At 45.1% G+C, this 16551-nt stretch carries 13 protein-coding genes; all 13 read left to right on the top strand.

Annotated features, from left to right (window positions below; genetic code table 11):
- The first annotated feature begins 37 nt into the window (after positions 1-37).
- The 13 genes from HQ29_RS00130 to ettA all read left to right on the top strand — a co-directional run bounded on the left by HQ29_RS00130 (position 38) and on the right by ettA (position 16194).
- Positions 38-2026 carry a glucosamine-6-phosphate deaminase gene (locus tag HQ29_RS00130; protein WP_036866786.1) on the top strand — a complete coding sequence of 663 codons (1989 nt, stop codon included), beginning with the start codon at positions 38-40 and terminating at the stop codon, positions 2024-2026.
- A 221-nt stretch (positions 2027-2247) separates the two neighbouring features.
- A complete protein-coding gene (gene gdhA / locus HQ29_RS00135; RefSeq protein ID WP_036866788.1) occupies positions 2248-3582 on the top strand; it encodes an NADP-specific glutamate dehydrogenase in 1335 nt (444 codons plus the stop codon).
- A gap of 523 nt (positions 3583-4105) precedes the next feature.
- Positions 4106-5617, top strand: coding sequence for an Ig-like domain-containing protein (locus HQ29_RS09780; protein ID WP_161781541.1), 1512 nt, complete (start codon positions 4106-4108; stop codon positions 5615-5617).
- A gap of 22 nt (positions 5618-5639) precedes the next feature.
- Positions 5640-5825 (top strand): hypothetical protein, encoded by a 186-nt coding sequence (locus tag HQ29_RS00145; protein WP_036866790.1) that lies wholly within the window; start codon positions 5640-5642, stop codon positions 5823-5825.
- Between the two features lie 796 nt (positions 5826-6621).
- A complete protein-coding gene (locus HQ29_RS00155) occupies positions 6622-7518 on the top strand; it encodes a bile acid:sodium symporter family protein (RefSeq protein ID WP_036866794.1) in 897 nt (298 codons plus the stop codon).
- Between the two features lie 78 nt (positions 7519-7596).
- Positions 7597-8616 carry a phenylalanine--tRNA ligase subunit alpha gene (gene pheS, locus HQ29_RS00160; RefSeq protein ID WP_036791990.1) on the top strand — a complete coding sequence of 340 codons (1020 nt, stop codon included), beginning with the start codon at positions 7597-7599 and terminating at the stop codon, positions 8614-8616.
- Between the two features lie 6 nt (positions 8617-8622).
- On the top strand, positions 8623-9288 hold the full coding sequence (nth, locus tag HQ29_RS00165) for an endonuclease III (RefSeq protein WP_036791993.1): 666 nt from the start codon (positions 8623-8625) through the stop codon (positions 9286-9288).
- Between the two features lie 31 nt (positions 9289-9319).
- Entirely contained in the window at positions 9320-10570 is a 1251-nt protein-coding gene (gene hemA / locus HQ29_RS00170; RefSeq protein ID WP_036791997.1) for a glutamyl-tRNA reductase, read from the top strand.
- Entirely contained in the window at positions 10567-11475 is a 909-nt protein-coding gene (gene hemC, locus HQ29_RS00175; protein WP_052089616.1) for a hydroxymethylbilane synthase, read from the top strand. Before hemA ends, hemC begins: the two co-directional genes overlap by 4 nt.
- Positions 11472-12197: a uroporphyrinogen-III synthase gene (locus tag HQ29_RS00180; RefSeq protein WP_036866797.1), complete on the top strand. Its 726-nt coding sequence runs from the start codon at positions 11472-11474 to the stop codon at positions 12195-12197. The genes hemC and HQ29_RS00180 overlap by 4 nt, the downstream gene beginning before the upstream one ends.
- A 14-nt stretch (positions 12198-12211) precedes the next feature.
- Positions 12212-13189, top strand: coding sequence for a porphobilinogen synthase (gene hemB / locus HQ29_RS00185; RefSeq protein WP_036792003.1), 978 nt, complete (start codon positions 12212-12214; stop codon positions 13187-13189).
- 12 nt (positions 13190-13201) lie between these two features.
- Positions 13202-14491 (top strand): glutamate-1-semialdehyde 2,1-aminomutase, encoded by a 1290-nt coding sequence (gene hemL / locus HQ29_RS00190; protein ID WP_036866799.1) that lies wholly within the window; start codon positions 13202-13204, stop codon positions 14489-14491.
- Positions 14492-14499: 8 nt separating this feature from the next.
- Positions 14500-16194 (top strand): energy-dependent translational throttle protein EttA, encoded by a 1695-nt coding sequence (ettA, locus tag HQ29_RS00195; protein WP_036866800.1) that lies wholly within the window; start codon positions 14500-14502, stop codon positions 16192-16194.
- Positions 16195-16551 lie beyond the last annotated feature (357 nt).

Below are 16551 nucleotides of genomic sequence, written 5' to 3' on the forward strand. Positions count from 1 at the left end.
CAACGAAGGTCGTAATATAAAAACATAGAATAAAGATATGAGGTACAATTTAAGCTCTAAGATTGCATTAACGCATATTCCGGAGAGATATTACAAGCCAACCAATGCCTACGAGCAGTCTCTGCTCACACGATACGAAAAGATTCCAACACAGATTTTCCCCGCGGCAGGTGATGCTGCGGAGGTTATCGCGAAGGCTATCGTAAAAGAGTTGAAGCAGGCACAATCGAAGTCCAAATCGTACGTGCTTGCAGTTTCGGGAGGAGATACTCCGTCCAATGTCTTTGAACTTCTTGTGAAATACCACAAGGAAGAGGGCATAAGTCTGTCTAACCTGCATATTTTCCCCCTTTACGAATTTTATCCTCTTACAGATGTTCATCAAGGAGTTTCGGCAAGAATAAGAGAAGAGTTTGTTGCCCATGTCGATATGCCTAATGGCAATCTGCACGCAATAGACACATTCTCTGTTTCCGAGAGTACGGAGAAAGAGAGTCGCAGATACGAACAGGAGATAGCGGATCTTGGAGGTATAGACCTTGTAATATTGGGTATCGGCAGAGAAGGTACTATTGCCCTGAATATGCCCGGAGCGATGAGTACATCCATTACAAGGCTTGTAACTTTGGATAAGACTTCACGAGAAGAGGCAATGACAACATTCAATGCTCTTGATGCAGTTCCTCAAACCGCTATCACAGCAGGATTGTCTGTTATTTTTAAGGCTAAGAAGATATACCTTTTGGCTCTTGGAGAAGATAAGGCGAAGATGATAAAAGAGACCGTAGAGGGAGATTGCAGTGTCCTTCTGCCGGCATCTCAGCTTCAAATGATACCTCAAGCGAAAGTTTTGGTAGATCTTCAAGCTGCTTCTCAACTTACACGAATCAGCCACCCATGGTTGGTTACTTCTTGTGATTGGGACGACAAACTTATTCGTCGTGCTATCGTATGGCTCTGTGATCTTACCGGAAAACCGATCTTGAAGCTGACCAACAAGGACTATGCAGAACATGGGCTTAATGAACTTATAACCAAGTTCGGCTCGGCATACAATGTCAATATCAAGATATTCAACGATATTCAGCATACCATAACCGGTTGGCCCGGTGGTAAACCTAATGCCGATGACTCTAACAGACCTGAGCGTGCGACACCATATCCTAAGCGAGTGATTGTATTTAGTCCTCACCCTGACGATGATGTTATTTCCATGGGAGGAACATTCCGCCGATTGGTTGTACAGGGACACGATGTTCACGTTGCTTATCAGACATCCGGTAATATTGCTGTGGGGGATGAAGAGGTCATAAGATATGTATCCTACCTAAGAAATGTTTGCGAACATTTGGGACAGGAAGACTCTCCTGTAATGAAAAGAGCATTGGATATTCGCAACTATCTCTTGAATGAAAAGAAAGAAGGCTCCATAGAGACTCCGGAGGTCCGTTTCATGAAGGGAACCATTCGTAGAGAAGAAGCAAGAACAGCGTGTCGTTTTGTCGGAATTGAGCAGGATGATCATGTACACTTTTTGGATCTGCCATTCTATGAAACAGGAGCTATCAAAAAAGGAGACTTGACACAAGCCGATGTCGATATTATAAAAGAGCTGATCTGCAAAGTGAAACCTCATCAGATGTTTGTGGCAGGAGACTTGGCGGATCCTCATGGCACGCATAAAGTCTGCTTGGATGCCATCCTGGCTGCAATAGATCAGGTGAAACATGAAGAGTGGTATCAGGAATGTAAGGTCTGGATGTACAGAGGAGCATGGGCAGAGTGGGAGATAGACCACATCGAGATGGCTGTCCCGATGAGCCCCGAAGAAGTTCGTTTCAAGAGAAACTCTATTCTAAAGCATCAGTCTCAAATGGAGAGTGCTCCCTTCTTAGGTAATGACGAGAGACTTTTCTGGCAACGTGCAGAGGAGCGCAACCGTGCAACGGCAGATCTTTACTCTCGTTTGGGCTTGGCTTCTTATGAGGCTATCGAAGCCTTTGTGGAGTATCATCCCGTAGATTGAAGATAGAGTTTTAGAGCTATATATCTGATCTTTCAGATAAGATAAAAAGGGATTGACACAGGTTTTTCATTCGGTGTCGATCCCTTTTTCATATAAAAGCTATTTTTTTCTTCGATTTCGTTTGTTTTGAAAGTATTAAGTACTAAATTTGCGGAGTAAGATAATTAAGGTTATTACCTAATTAAGTGTTTATATTTTCACTTTATTAAAATTACATTGTAATGAAAATCCACGAAGTCCTCGAAAGACTCGAGAAAAGACATCCCGGAGAAAAAGAGTTTCTTCAGGCAGTAAAGGAAGTGCTACAATCTATTGAAGAGGTGTACAACCAACACCCTGAGTTTGAAAAGCACAACATTATCGACCGCATTGTAGAACCCGACAGAGTTTACACTTTCAGAGTGCCCTGGGTAGATGATGAAGGTAAGGTACATGTGAACATCGGTTATCGTGTACAGTTCAACAACGCAATCGGCCCTTATAAGGGAGGTATCCGTTTCCATCCATCTGTGAACTTGTCCATCCTTAAGTTCCTCGGTTTCGAGCAAACATTTAAGAATGCTCTTACTACCCTTCCTATGGGTGGTGGTAAAGGTGGTGCCGACTTCTCTCCAAAAGGTCGTTCTGATGCGGAAATTATGCGTTTCTGCCAGTCTTTCATGACAGAACTTTGGAGAAACATCGGTCCTGATGAAGATGTTCCTGCGGGCGATATCGGCGTTGGTGGTCGTGAAGTAGGCTATATGTACGGAATGTACAAGAAGCTTTCTCACCAACATCATGGTACATTCACCGGTAAGGGGCTTACATTCGGCGGATCTAACCTCAGACCGGAGTCTACAGGTTTCGGTGCAATCTATTTCCTTAACCAGGTTTTGGAAACACATGGCCACAAGTTGGCAGGTAAGACTGTTGCCCTTTCAGGTTTCGGTAACGTAGCTTGGGGTGCTGCCAAGAAGTTGGACGAGCTCGGTGCTAAGGTTGTTACAATCTCCGGTCCTGACGGATACGTTTACGATCCAAACGGAATCTCCGGTGAAAAGATCGAATACATGTTGGATCTTCGCAACAGTGGTAACGACATCGTTGAACCATACGCTAAGAAGTTTGGTGTAGAGTTCTTCAAGGGTCAAAAGCCTTGGGGACAAAAGGTGGATATTGCTCTTCCTTGTGCTACACAAAACGAGCTTAACCTCGAAGATGCTCAAAAGTTGATTGCAAACAACACTCTTTGTGTATGTGAAGTATCTAACATGGGTTGTACAGCAGAAGCGGCAGAACTATTTGTAGAAAAGAAGATCCTCTTTGGCCCTGGTAAGGCTGTTAATGCAGGTGGTGTTTCTACTTCCGGTCTTGAAATGACTCAAAACGCAATGCACTTGTCTTGGTCTAACGAAGAGGTCGATGTAAGACTTAAGGCAATCATGAACGACATTCATGAGCAATGTGTGAAGTATGGTACCGAAAAAGATGGTTATATCAACTATGTTAAGGGTGCCAACATCGCAGGTTTCATGAAGGTTGCAGAAGCAATGATTCAACAAGGTGTGATCTAATCCGGAACACATTCATTTTGAGAAATAATACAACGATTGTTTATTGAGGAACAGACTTTCCCGTAAAGATCGTTTCTGACAAATAGAGAGTTTCCGAGCGAAAGTTCGGAGACTCTCTTCTTTTTATCTTATACCATTGATATTGCCCTGCCGAATTGTTGGTTTGAACCTGTATGAAAGATGTGATAAACACTTTCTTAGATTGAGCTTATTAGGTTTAGAGGTATAAACCAAGCCGTGATTGGTGCAGATCGAAGCGTGATTTAAGACAAGCAAGCCATGACTTGCAGCATTCTGCGCTTGATATGAGAAACTAAAAGTATTTATTGAGAGTTTTATGAACTATCATCTCTTTTTGTTTTAGCATTTATCCCAAAAATGGAGCTCTTTCTTTGAATATTTGTATTTTTGCGATATATAGGGAATAAATGAGAACCATGCCCCGGATATAGGTTGGATTATTCTTGGGTATTATGCGTTTTTAGAGTTGACTATCAAATCAAGAACAATAAAAATTATGATTATGAAAAGAGTACTATTTCTTTTATTAGTTGTATCCCTGTCTGTTATGGGATGTAAGAAAGAACAGAAAGAGCCTGCAAAAGCACCTACGGTTTCTACCGGAGCGGTTTCGGCTGTTACCACAACAAGTTTCGACTGCGAGGGAAATGTTACCGCAGATGGAGGAGCGGCAGTTACGGATCGCGGTGTCTGTTATGCCATGAGTTCTGCTCCTACTGTTTCCAATGATAAAGTCTCCGGAGGTCAGGGTACCGGGAGCTTCAAGGTGAGCGTCAGCAACCTTACTCCGGGTAAAATCTACTATGCTCGTGCGTATGCAACGAACTCCGTTGGTACTACTTATGGTCAGGAGGTAAAAGTAACACTGATTAAGGTGGTGGAAGACATTACCGTTTCTCCTACCGAAAAGAGTGTGGAGGCAGGGGAGAAATTCAAACTCCAAGTTACGTTTACCCCTGCAGATGTACCGAATAAGGCTGTAACGTTTAGTTCAAACAAGTCGGACGTTGCTTCCGTTGATGACAAAGGGGAAGTAACCACTCACAAAGAGGGCATTGCGATCATCACAGCCACATCTGTTGATGGCGGCAAGACAGCCACTTGTAAGGTAACCGTTCGCCGCAAACCTGTTCTTGTAACAGGCATTACCGTTTCTCCGACAGAGAAGAGTGTAAAAGAGGGGGAAACGTTTGTCATCACAGCCACCGTGCTTCCTGCCGATGCGGACAACAAGGCGGTTACTTGGAGCAGCTCGGCTTCCGACATCGCTTCCGTAAATGATCAAGGACGCGTAACCACACATAAACCGGGCAGTGCCACTATTACAGCCACTACGGTGGAAGGAGGCAAGACAGCTACTTGTCAGGTTACCGTTAATAAGAAAGAGGTAAAAGTAACCGGCATTACGGTCAATCCGACCAAGAAGACCATCATCGAGGGCGAGAGCTTCATTATTTTTGCCACCGTGCTTCCTGCTGATGCTGATAATAAAACAGTAATCTGGAGCAGCTCGGCTTCCGACATCGCTTCCGTAAACGATCAAGGTCGCGTAACCACACATAAACCGGGTAAAGTAGTCATCACCGCCACTACGGAAGATGGTGGCAAAACTGCTACTTGCGAGGTTACGGTCAAGAGCAAGATCACCGATGAGTACAAAGAACTTAGAGATAAGGCGAAACAGATTGAGCAAAATATCGAATCGGCAAGGACGGAATTTGACAGCATCAAGAAGTCCGATAAAACCGTAAATGAAAAACTCAAGCTGCTCACACCGCTTTTGGAGAAGATAGGAAACTTGCAAAATGAGATCAGCACCCTCTCTCAAGCAATTGAAGCAAAGAAAGATACTCTTCACGAACATGAATATAAGGAGTTGAAGAAACTTGCAGAGAAGCTTTTGTGGGACTGTACGGAGCTTCAGGCAGAAGTGGAAATTTATAAAGCAAAACTGGAGAAAGCAGCCAGAGAGGGAAAAGGAAATATTTCGGATCTTGAAATAGTGGATCTGTGATAAAATAAAAGAACCGAGGAATATGAGAAGCGTATATCCAAAGGCTCTCTTCCCGGCCTTCATGCCACAGGATGGCATCGCAACGCGCATCGCTTTGGATCAAGACGGGGATAAGAACGTCCTCTATGGCAATCCGGGCACAGACACGTGCCACAAGAAGATAGCCGAGAACAAGGGGGGGAAGGTACACCTCGAATCCGGTGATTGATAATAGCTCATCCCGAAGGGACGGAGTATAAAACATCTCAGACAAAAGCAGGCAGTGCCGGTACGATAAGCGCCGGCACTGCTTTTTTTGTGTTGCCAAAACGGGAACCTGAGAGTGGCACGAAAAAAAATTCTGTGCGCACGAAAAAAAATTTCTGTGCGCACGAAAAAAAATTTCTGTGCGCACGAAAAAAAATTTTCGTGCGCATGAAAAAAAATTTACGTGCGCACGAAAAAAAATTTTCGTAGGTAAGAAAAAAAATTTTTGTAGGTAAGAAAAAATATTTTCGTAGGTAAGAAAAAAATTTTTGTAGGTAAGAAAAAATATTTTCGTAGGTAAGGAAAAATATTTTCGTAGGTAAGGAAAAATATTTTCGTAGGTAAGAAAAGTATTTTCTTTGGCATAAAAGATTTATTTTTATAGGAATAAAAAATCTTTTTCGCGGGTGTGAAAATAAATTTTTGTTGCTACTGTGTCAGTTTTTTATGCGGACGAACATAAGTTTTCATCCGAACAAAAAAATTTTTCATCCGAACAAAAAAAATGCTGTGTCCGAAATTTTTAGAGCCTTTTCGCGAAAAACGTTGTCGTTTCCTAAGGAGGATTCCGACGTGGTGCAGGGACTTTTATGCTTGATTCTCTGTGCTTTGACCTTTTCTCCTTGCCGGAGAAGAGAATTTTTGTGCAAATCGTGCCGGGGCTTGATGATCAACTTTTTGGCAAGAGCTTCTTTTCCCGATTTTTCGTGAAGGAAATGGCTATCTTTGCAGGGCGTATATTTAAGATGTGAGGACGTATGAGTTGGTCTCCCGAAATTGTTGATGTTCTGATCTCCGGTGCCGTGGCTTTGGTGATGTATGGTCTTGGGCTCTCTCTGAGCCGGCAGGACTATCTTTCGCTTGTCGCAAAACCGAAGCCGGTACTGGTGGGACTTTTCGGGCAGATGTTGGCTCTGCCCCTGATGATGATCGGGCTGATGCTGCTGCTTCCGATCTCGCCGGAGTATAAAATCGGCTTCGTGATACTGGCGGCTTGTCCCGGAGGATCCACGTCCGGGCTTATCACTTTTCTTCTTGGAGGAGAGGTGGCGATGTCGCTCTCTTTGACCGTCGCCAACAGCTTGCTGGCACTGGCTACGATCCCTTTCCTGGTGAATCTGGCTTTCCTCGTTTTCGGACATCAGGAGGTCTACATCGAGATGCCTCTTGCCCGCAGCATGGCTCATATCTTTTTGGTAACCATCGTGCCGGTTTTTCTCGGAGGAGTTACCAGAAAACTGATCAAACAGGGGCGGGAGAAGCTCCAAAGACCTCTGAAGATCGCAATGATAATCATCCTTTCCGTCGTGTTTACCATTAAGTTTTTCGCCGGAGAACATAGTGGCGGAGCAGGCATTCTGAAGGATGAACTGTTGCTGCTGCTGCCGCTCTCTTTCGGAGTCAATACTCTGGCGTTTCTTATAGGGCTGGCGGTGGCTCGTCTCGGTAATCTCAACAGAAAACGTTCCATGACGGCAGCCATCGAGATCGCCGTGCAGAACAGCTCGCTCGCAATGCTGATCACCGGAACGCTTTTGCAAAATCAGGAGATGCTGAAGCCGGCTCTGGTCTATGCGATAATCTCTTTTTGGACTACCTTTATACTTGCCTTCCTCTACAAGAGCAGGAGTGCGTCCGGGTTCGATTTGAGGTGAGCCAAAAGCACTCTTCGGTTGGTCGCTTCGCAAAAGTTTTAGTAATTTTACCGTCTCAAAACGAAGTATAATAGCCTAATGAAACAGAAGATACAGAAATTGCTGGACGAGCTGTCCGGTCTATCAATCCAGACGCATGAGGAGTTGGAAAACTTCAGGTTGCGCTTCATGAGCAAAAAAGGTCTTATATCCTCTCTTTTCTCTGAGTTTAAGAGCGTTCCGGCAGAAGAGAAGAAAGATGTCGGAGCTGCTATGAATGTCTTGAAAAACAGAGTGGCAGAGCTTTATGAGTCGGTAAAAAGATCTTTGGAGCAAAGCGAAGGAGATACTTCCGGAGAAGATCTTACACGTACCGCTTATCCCATTCCGATGGGAACGCGTCATCCTCTAAGTCTTGTCCGGGAAGAGATTTGCAGGATATTCAACCGTCTCGGCTTTTCCATTGCCTTGGGTCCTGAAATCGAGGACGACTGGCATGTGTTCGAGAGCTTGAACTTTGCGGACGATCATCCTGCCCGTGATATGCAGGACACATTCTTTGTCTCTACATCTCCGGAGCTGCTTCTGCGGACACATACATCCTCTGTACAGACACGCGTGATGACTTCACAGAAGCCTCCCATCCGGATCATCTGCCCGGGCAGAGTGTATCGGAATGAGGCAATATCCGCCAGAGCACACTGCTTCTTCCATCAGGTGGAGGCTCTTTATATAGATGAGAATGTAACGTTTGCAGACTTGAGACAGACACTGCTCTTCTTTGCTCAAGAGATGTTTGATGCCAATACCCGCATCCGTCTTCGTCCATCGTATTTCCCATTCACGGAACCATCTGCGGAGATGGATATCTCTTGCAACATCTGTGGAGGAGAGGGCTGTTCGTTCTGTAAGCACACAGGATGGGTGGAGATACTGGGATGTGGTATGGTGGATCCCAATGTCCTTGAAAACTGTGGCATAGACAGCAAGAAGTATTCGGGCTTTGCTCTTGGTATGGGCGTTGAACGCATCACAAATCTGAAGTATAGGGTGAGCGACTTGAGACTGTTCTCGGAGAATGACAAGAGATTCTTGAAACAGTTTGAAAGTGCCAAGTAGGGGATAATGACAAGAAAAGAGAGATACGACAATATATTAAGGTGGTTTAAGGAGAATAATCCCAATCCGGAAACAGAACTAAACTATACGGATGCTTATCAGCTCATAGTGGCGGTGATTCTTTCTGCCCAGTGTACAGATAAGCGTGTCAATCTGGTTACACCTGCTCTCTTCGATGTGTTTCCTACCGTGGAAGCACTCGCAGCCTCTACTCCGGATGATATATTTCAGTACATCAAGAGCGTAAGCTATCCTAACAACAAGGCAAAGCACTTGCATGGTATGGCAAATGCTGTGGTATCCGACTTTAATGGTTGTGTCCCGGAGAAACAAGAAGAATTGGTAAAGCTTCCCGGTGTGGGGCGAAAGACGGCAAATGTTGTTGCTTCCGTCTTTTTCGACGTTCCCGCCATAGCCGTAGATACACACGTCTTTAGAGTTTCCAGACGAATAGGTCTTGTTCCACAAACTTCCAATACTCCGGAGAAAGTGGAGAGCGGACTTACAAAGTATATTCCCAAAGAGCTGTGGAGCAAAGCACATCACTGGCTCATTCTTCACGGCAGGTATGTCTGTTTGGCAAGATCTCCTCTGTGTGCACAGTGTGGAATCTCGGAGTATTGTCTGCATTACTCTCGTAGTAAGAAGCAGTTGGAGGCTTTGGAAGTATAGACTGTTTGGCTCTTTTAGCCCTTATTATTTTATGATTACCGTAGTAGGCATCAACTATAAAACAGCTTCTGTGGAGATAAGAGAAGCATTCTCTTTCACTCCTGCAGAAGTTGCCGACTTTTTAAGAAAACTTCAAGCTAAAAAGCTGATACAGGGAGGTTTTCTTCTCTCTACCTGCAATCGGATGGAGATTGTCTGTATTCCATCGGAAGTGGGAGATAATGCAATACACAAGATAATATCGGAAGTGTTGGAGTACAAACAGCAACCTCCGGAAATGAGCCGCTATTTCTTCTATCTCGTAGAGGAGAGGGCTATGTTGCATGTCTTCTCTATGGCTTCCGGACTAAAGTCTATGGTTCGGGGAGAAACACAGATCTTAGGGCAGCTCAAGGATGCTGTCAGCATCTCTCGTTCCGGAAATCTGCTTCCATCCGTACTGCTCCGTTTGGTGGATAAAACCTTAGAGGTTGCCAAGCGGATAAGATCGACCTATACCATATCTCATGCACAATCTTCTGCCGGAGCAGCGGCCGTGAATATGATCAATGGCAAGTACGGATCTGACATTACTGTTGGAAAGACACTCGTATTGGGGGCGGGACAGATGGCGGATACTGTTGTTAAAGCCTTGAAACTGCTGGGCGTGAATGATATCAGGATCTACAACAGAACTATAGAGCGAGCTTCTCGGTTTGCCAATAAGCATCACATAGACCATTATTATCATAGCGACCAACTCTCTTCGGCTCTTCAGGAAGTGAAGTGGCTTTGGGTTGCAACAGCTGCGTCTTCTCCGATAGTGGATGCAGCACTTCTGAAGGAAACGCATGCAGAAGAAGAGCCCATAGTAATATTTGATCTTGCCGTGCCGAGAAATGTGGAGATTGATGTCTTAGGCCTTCCCAATGTCCGACTATATGGCATAGATGATCTGCGAGAAGGCTCTCCGGAAGAAGTGGACGAGAGATTCCCGTCCAATGTTGCCGTTAAGGAACTGCTTACGGAAGCGGTGGAAGAGTTTAAGCTTTGGAGAGACGGTCTGGCTCTTAGAGATGTGTATGGACAGATTCGCTCGGAAATAGAGATATATCTGGAAGGGGAATTGAAATATTTGGCTAATATAGACAGCCCCGAAGTGAGGAGTCTCATTGAAAAGCATTTGACTCATCTCTCTACCACTATATCTTCATCCATTATTTCCAAAGTACGACGAATAAGTGAAGAGACAGAAGATACAAGATATGCAGAAGCACTTCTGAAAATACTCCAAACGCCATGATGCAGACAGAAAGACCTTTAATAATAGGGACTCGAGGTAGTGCCTTGGCTCTCTATCAGGCTCATTTGGTAAGGGATATTATCATATCGGAGTTTCAGATACCGGTAGAGATAGAGATTATAGAGACATCCGGAGACAAGCACCTTAATATCTCCCTTCAAAGCAATACACTGTCCAAGGGGCTTTTTACCAAAGAGATCGAAGAGAGACTTCAAGATGGCAGTATAGACTTTGCGGTACACAGCTTGAAAGATCTTCCGGTCTGCCTGGAAGAGGGATTCCTTCTTGGAGCTGTTCTGGATAGAGTTGCTGTGGAAGATGTACTTCTTTCCGATAAACCTATAACACACTTAGACGAATGCAAAGGCTGGAAGATAGGAACCTCCAGTCCAAGAAGAGTGGCACAGCTTAAGGCAAACTTTCCACACTTGGAGTGGTCTTTTGAACCGATTCGTGGAAATGTACAGACTCGTATTGATAAAATGAAAAGCGGACAATACGATGCGATCATTATGGCTAAGGCAGGAATAGCAAGGCTCGGACTGCAGGATTATGTTGTCTATACCTTCCCTGTTCATCAGTTGTTGCCCGCACCGGGTCAGGCTGCCCTTGCCATAGAAATACATGAGAGTAATGATGTAGCAAAAAGAGTGGCTTTGATGCTCAATAATATTGAAGACAGACTTTGTACAGATACGGAAAGAGCGTTGCTGCAACACTTAGGCGGAGGGTGTGCTCTACCTTTTGGTTGCTACTGCGAGTTGCAAGATGGAGAGGTAAAAGGGCAGGCATTCTATGCCCAAGGAGATCTGCATTCCGGTTGTTCCTTTACTCTTCCTACAAACTATTCGTCCGGCGAACTCAAATCTTTAGCAAATCACCTTAAAGAAACCCTTCATCCATGAAAGCAGAAAAGCACCTTACTTTTACCGGTATTCTTTTAAGGGAAAAAGAGATGGCTCTTCCTTTGTTGAATCTTATAGATCAGCACGGTTATCCTGAGCCTTTGTGTCTTCCTGCGATCTCTACTGTGGATATTCCGGCAGAGCTTCCGCCTCATTTCGATTGGGTGTTGTTCACATCTCCCCGTGCGGTTATTCACTTCCACAAACTATATCCTTCTTTTTCAAAAGATATTAGAGTCGGTTCTGTTGGAGAGGCTACTTCTGACAAAATAAGACAGCTATACGGCATTATTCCTGAGTTTCAAAGCAAGACCGAAAATGCAGAGGGGATGGCTGAGGAGTGGTTGCATTTATATGCAAATGAATCTGCCGATAAATTTATCCTGCAACCTACTTCGGATATAGCCGGACACTCTTTGGAAGCAGCTATCTCTCCTCATGTCAGGGAGTACATTATTCTCCCCCTCTACAAGACAGTCCCACATCCTGAAATGCCGGCTACTATTGCAAGACTTTCACTATCTTTAGACTTTGTGGTCTTTTATAGTCCGTCCGGAGTAGAGGCATGGTTGGATTCCGGTGGTGAAAACAAAGGATTTCGAGCCATAAGCATAGGCCCCGTAACTACAAAGAAACTCCTCTCCGAAGGTTTTAAGGATGTTATCCAGAGTCCCGAACCACATCCGGAGAAAATATTTGAGACAATATATAAACAGAAATAATACCTACTATTACTATGTATCCGACTATTAGAATGAGAAGACTTCGCTCTTCAGCGAACATGAGAGCTTTGGTGCAAGAGACTTATCTTCACCCATCAGATTTGATTCATCCTCTTTTTGTCGTTCATGGAAAAGGAATAAAAGAAGAGATCTCTTCTCTTCCGGGACAGTACCACTTCTCTGTGGACACCTTGGTAGAGGAGTGCAAGGAACTGTATAGCTTGGGCATTCGTAGCGTTATGCTTTTCGGAATACCTGCCCATAAGGATGGTATCGGAAGTGAAGCCTTTTCGGACGAAGGCATAGTACAGCAGGCACTTAAAGCTCTTCACAAAGAACTTCCGGAGCTCATCACCATTGCAGACATCTGCATGTGTGAGTACACGGATCACGGACATTGCGGCGTGCTTCATGGAGAAGAGGTGGACAACGATGCTACCGTTAGTTTTCTTTGCCGTCAAGCAGTATCCATGGCTCGCTGTGGAGCAAAGATGGTAGCTCCATCGGATATGATGGATGGTCGTATTGCTGCCATGAGAGAAGCACTGGATGAGGCAGGCTTTGAAAATATCCCTATCATGAGCTATGCTGCAAAGTTTTGCTCCGGATTCTATGGACCGTTCCGTATAGCTGCAGACTCTGCTCCATCTTTCGGAGATCGCCGTGGTTACCAAATGGATCCTGCAAATGCCAAAGAAGCACTCAGAGAGATTGAGTTGGATATACAGGAGGGAGCGGATATTGTGATGGTAAAGCCGGCTCTTCCTTATTTGGACATTGTCGCCAAGGCGGCAGAACGTTTTGAAATGCCTATTGCAGCCTATCACGTATCGGGAGAATATGCCATGTTAAAGGCAGCGGCAGAGAAGGGTTGGATAGATCACGACCGAGTGATGATGGAGAGTCTGCTCTCTATTCGCCGTGCAGGGGCAAAGATTATCCTCACCTATTTTGCAAAAGAAGCAGCCATCTGGCTCAAGAATAACGCATAAAACTCTACGGCTATGCAGTGGAACAAATCTATAGAACTATTTCGAGAAGCGGTAAAACATATACCCGGAGGGGTAAATAGCCCGGTAAGAGCTTTCAAGTCTGTCGGGATGGATCCTATCTATATAGAGTCCGGAACGAAGGGTCATATATTTGATGTCGATGGCAACGAGTATGTAGACTTTATCTCTTCGTGGGGGCCACATATTTTGGGGCACGCTCATCCTGCCATTGTTGAAGCCATTCAAAAGACAGCCACAAAGGGCACAAGCTTTGGGGCATGCATACCTTTGGAAGTGGAGATGAGCAAGCTTGTAAAGTCGTTCTTCCCTTCCATGGAAAAGGTAAGGATGGTAAACTCCGGTACGGAAGCCACGATGAGTGCTGTCCGTCTGGCAAGAGGATACACAAAGAGAACACTCATCGTGAAGTTCGATGGTTGTTATCACGGACATTCCGACGGATTTCTTGTACAAGCCGGTTCCGGTGTTGCAACCTTCTCATCCGTACAGAATAATGGCGTTACCACTTCCACAGTGAGCGAAACTCTCGTTGCAGAGTTTAACAACATAGCTTCTTTGGAAGATCTTTTCAAGAAACATGGTTCCCAAATAGCGGCTGTGATCATAGAGCCCATTATGGGTAATATGGGTATAATAAAGCCGGAAGAAAACTTCTTGAAAGAGGTAAGGCGTGTAACATCCGAGTATGGCTCTCTTCTGATATTTGACGAAGTGATTACCGGATTTCGTCTCTCTGCCGGAGGAGCACAGAAACTTTACGGTGTTATCCCCGATCTTACCTGCCTTGGAAAGATAATAGGAGGAGGTCTTCCTGTAGGTGCTTTTGGCGGTAGAGCAGAGATAATGGATGCTCTTTCTCCCGATGGAGCGGTGTATCAAGCCGGAACACTTTCCGGAAATCCCCTCGCTCTTGCGGCTGGTATAGCTATGCTGAAAGAGTTGCAAAAGCCGGAAACTTATCCTGCATTGCAGGCTAAGGGGAAAGCTTTTTCCGATGGAGTAGGTCGGTTGATCGAGCCTTATGCCGACCATCTGTACTATGCGGTTTCCGGGACACTCTCTACCATATTTTTCAGAGGCAAGCCTGTACGTAATGCCGAAGATGCACGAGCTTGCGATACAGAGTTATTTGCAAAGTTTTTCCGCCTGATGATCGCGCAAGGTATCTACCTTCCACCATCTCAGTTTGAGGCAATCTTCGTATCCGGTGCTCATACGGAAGAAGATTTTGCTCGCACATTTGAAGCAATAGAAAAGAGTTTGAAACAACTATATAAATAGGACACAGCATGTCAGACGATAAGAAAGTCATATTTTCGATGGTGGGAGTAAGCAAAACGTTCCCGCCCAATAAAACGGTTCTAAAGAATATATACCTCTCATTTTTTTACGGAGCAAAGATCGGTATCATCGGTCTCAACGGTTCGGGTAAGTCTACTCTGCTCAAGATTATAGCAGGAATAGAGAAGGAGTACGACGGACACGTTGTTTATGCTTCCCCCGAATACAGAGTGGGATATTTGGAGCAAGATCCTCAACTTCCTCAAGGAAAGACCGTGAAAGAGGTGGTTATGGAAGGAGCCGGAGAAGCTACTGCGCTGCTTCAAGAGTTTGAAGAGGTGAATCTGAAATTTGCAGATCCGGATGTGTTGGACGATCCGGACCTGATGGATAAGCTTATCCAGCGTCAGGCAGAGCTGCAAGACCGTATCGATGCCATTGATGCTTGGAACATAGATACCCGTATAAGCAAAGCGATGGAGGCATTGCAGTGTCCTCCTGCAGATCGGCTCGTGGATCATCTTTCAGGGGGTGAGCGTCGCCGTATAGCGTTGTGTCGTTTGCTCCTGAGCCAACCCGAAATTTTGTTGCTCGATGAACCTACCAACCACCTCGATGCTGAGAGTATAGACTGGTTGGAAGAACACCTCAAGCGTTACCCGGGCACTGTGATCTGTATCACGCACGACCGTTACTTCCTTGACCATGTGGCAGGTTGGATTTTAGAGTTGGATAGGGGAGAGGGTATCCCTTGGGAGGGCAACTATTCCTCTTGGCTCGATCAGAAATCCAAGCGTCTCGCAATGGAAGAGAAGACTCAGGGCAAACGTGCCAAGGCTTTGGCGAGAGAGTTGGAGTGGATCAATCTTGCTCCCAAAGCTCGCCACTCCAAAGGTAAGGCTCGTCTGAATGCCTACGAAAAACTTCTCAACGAAGAGCAGAAAGAGAAAGAAGAAAAGCTCGAAATCTATATCCCGAACGGACCTCGCCTTGGTAACAAGGTGATTGAGGCTACCAATGTCTCTAAGTCTTTCGGAGATAAAGTCCTCTTTAAGGATCTCAACTTCATGCTTCCTCCCAATGGCATTGTGGGAGTGATAGGTCCGAACGGTGCAGGTAAGACCACCATGTTCCGGATGATTCTTGGAGAAGAGACCGTGGATGGCGGTACATTTGAAGTGGGAGAGACTGTAACCATCGGATATGCAGACCAAACGCACAAGGATATAGACCCTGCAAAGAGCGTCTATCAAGTCGTTTCCGGCGGGCAAGAGCTTATAAAGATCGGTAACAAGGAGGTAAACGCAAGAGCGTATCTCTCTCGATTCAATTTTAATGGGGCAGATCAGGAGAAGTTGTGCGGTGTTCTTTCCGGAGGGGAGAGAAATCGTCTTCACTTGGCACTGACTCTTCGTTCCGGTGCCAATGTCCTTCTTCTGGACGAACCTACCAATGATATCGACATCAATACCCTTCGTGCCCTTGAAGAAGGTATTGAAAACTTTGCCGGTTGCGCCGTAATCATTTCTCACGACCGCTGGTTCTTGGACAGAATCTGTACGCACATTCTCGCCTTTGAAGGGGATGGCAACACCTATTTCTATCAGGGAACTTACACCGAGTACGAGGAAGACAAGATTCGTCGCCTGGGTGAAGATGCCGTCAAGAAGACGAAATACCGTAAGCTCGGAGAGCATCTCTAACAGACTTGGAGCAAAGACGGAACATACTCTTCCCGACAAAAGGCTCTTTCGGTACGATAAACAATCTCTGCTAAACGCTTTCAAAAGAAGATTTTAACGGGAACAAAAAATCTGCTAATGCCGAAAAAAAGAAGAAACCAAGACTTGATTTGCAGAAATCACGGCTCGATTCTTTAGAATCAACGCTTGCAAACCGCAAATCAAGTCTTGGTTTCTTCTTTTTATCACGTTCGGCAAAAATTTCTAACACTGTAAACCGATTTTCTAAACCCTATTATTCCGATTTTTTACCACTGTGAACTGTTCACAGAGATGTTTGCATATTAGAAAGAAAATTGATAACTTTGCGGTCGCATC

It is taken from the genome of Porphyromonas canoris (genome assembly GCF_000765975.1).
In the GTDB taxonomy this organism is placed as follows: Bacteria; Bacteroidota; Bacteroidia; order Bacteroidales; family Porphyromonadaceae; genus Porphyromonas_A; species Porphyromonas_A canoris.

What these genes read in the sequence shown, in the direction of transcription:
- HQ29_RS00130 (WP_036866786.1), top strand. Translation starts at nt 38, where the DNA reads ATGAGGTACAATTTAAGCTCTAAGATTGCATTAACGCATATTCCGGAG.
- gdhA (WP_036866788.1), top strand. Translation starts at nt 2,248, where the DNA reads ATGAAAATCCACGAAGTCCTCGAAAGACTCGAGAAAAGACATCCCGGA.
- HQ29_RS09780 (WP_161781541.1), top strand. Translation starts at nt 4,106, where the DNA reads ATGAAAAGAGTACTATTTCTTTTATTAGTTGTATCCCTGTCTGTTATG.
- HQ29_RS00145 (WP_036866790.1), top strand. Translation starts at nt 5,640, where the DNA reads ATGAGAAGCGTATATCCAAAGGCTCTCTTCCCGGCCTTCATGCCACAG.
- HQ29_RS00155 (WP_036866794.1), top strand. Translation starts at nt 6,622, where the DNA reads ATGAGTTGGTCTCCCGAAATTGTTGATGTTCTGATCTCCGGTGCCGTG.
- pheS (WP_036791990.1), top strand. Translation starts at nt 7,597, where the DNA reads ATGAAACAGAAGATACAGAAATTGCTGGACGAGCTGTCCGGTCTATCA.
- nth (WP_036791993.1), top strand. Translation starts at nt 8,623, where the DNA reads ATGACAAGAAAAGAGAGATACGACAATATATTAAGGTGGTTTAAGGAG.
- hemA (WP_036791997.1), top strand. Translation starts at nt 9,320, where the DNA reads ATGATTACCGTAGTAGGCATCAACTATAAAACAGCTTCTGTGGAGATA.
- hemC (WP_052089616.1), top strand. Translation starts at nt 10,567, where the DNA reads ATGATGCAGACAGAAAGACCTTTAATAATAGGGACTCGAGGTAGTGCC.
- HQ29_RS00180 (WP_036866797.1), top strand. Translation starts at nt 11,472, where the DNA reads ATGAAAGCAGAAAAGCACCTTACTTTTACCGGTATTCTTTTAAGGGAA.
- hemB (WP_036792003.1), top strand. Translation starts at nt 12,212, where the DNA reads ATGTATCCGACTATTAGAATGAGAAGACTTCGCTCTTCAGCGAACATG.
- hemL (WP_036866799.1), top strand. Translation starts at nt 13,202, where the DNA reads ATGCAGTGGAACAAATCTATAGAACTATTTCGAGAAGCGGTAAAACAT.
- ettA (WP_036866800.1), top strand. Translation starts at nt 14,500, where the DNA reads ATGTCAGACGATAAGAAAGTCATATTTTCGATGGTGGGAGTAAGCAAA.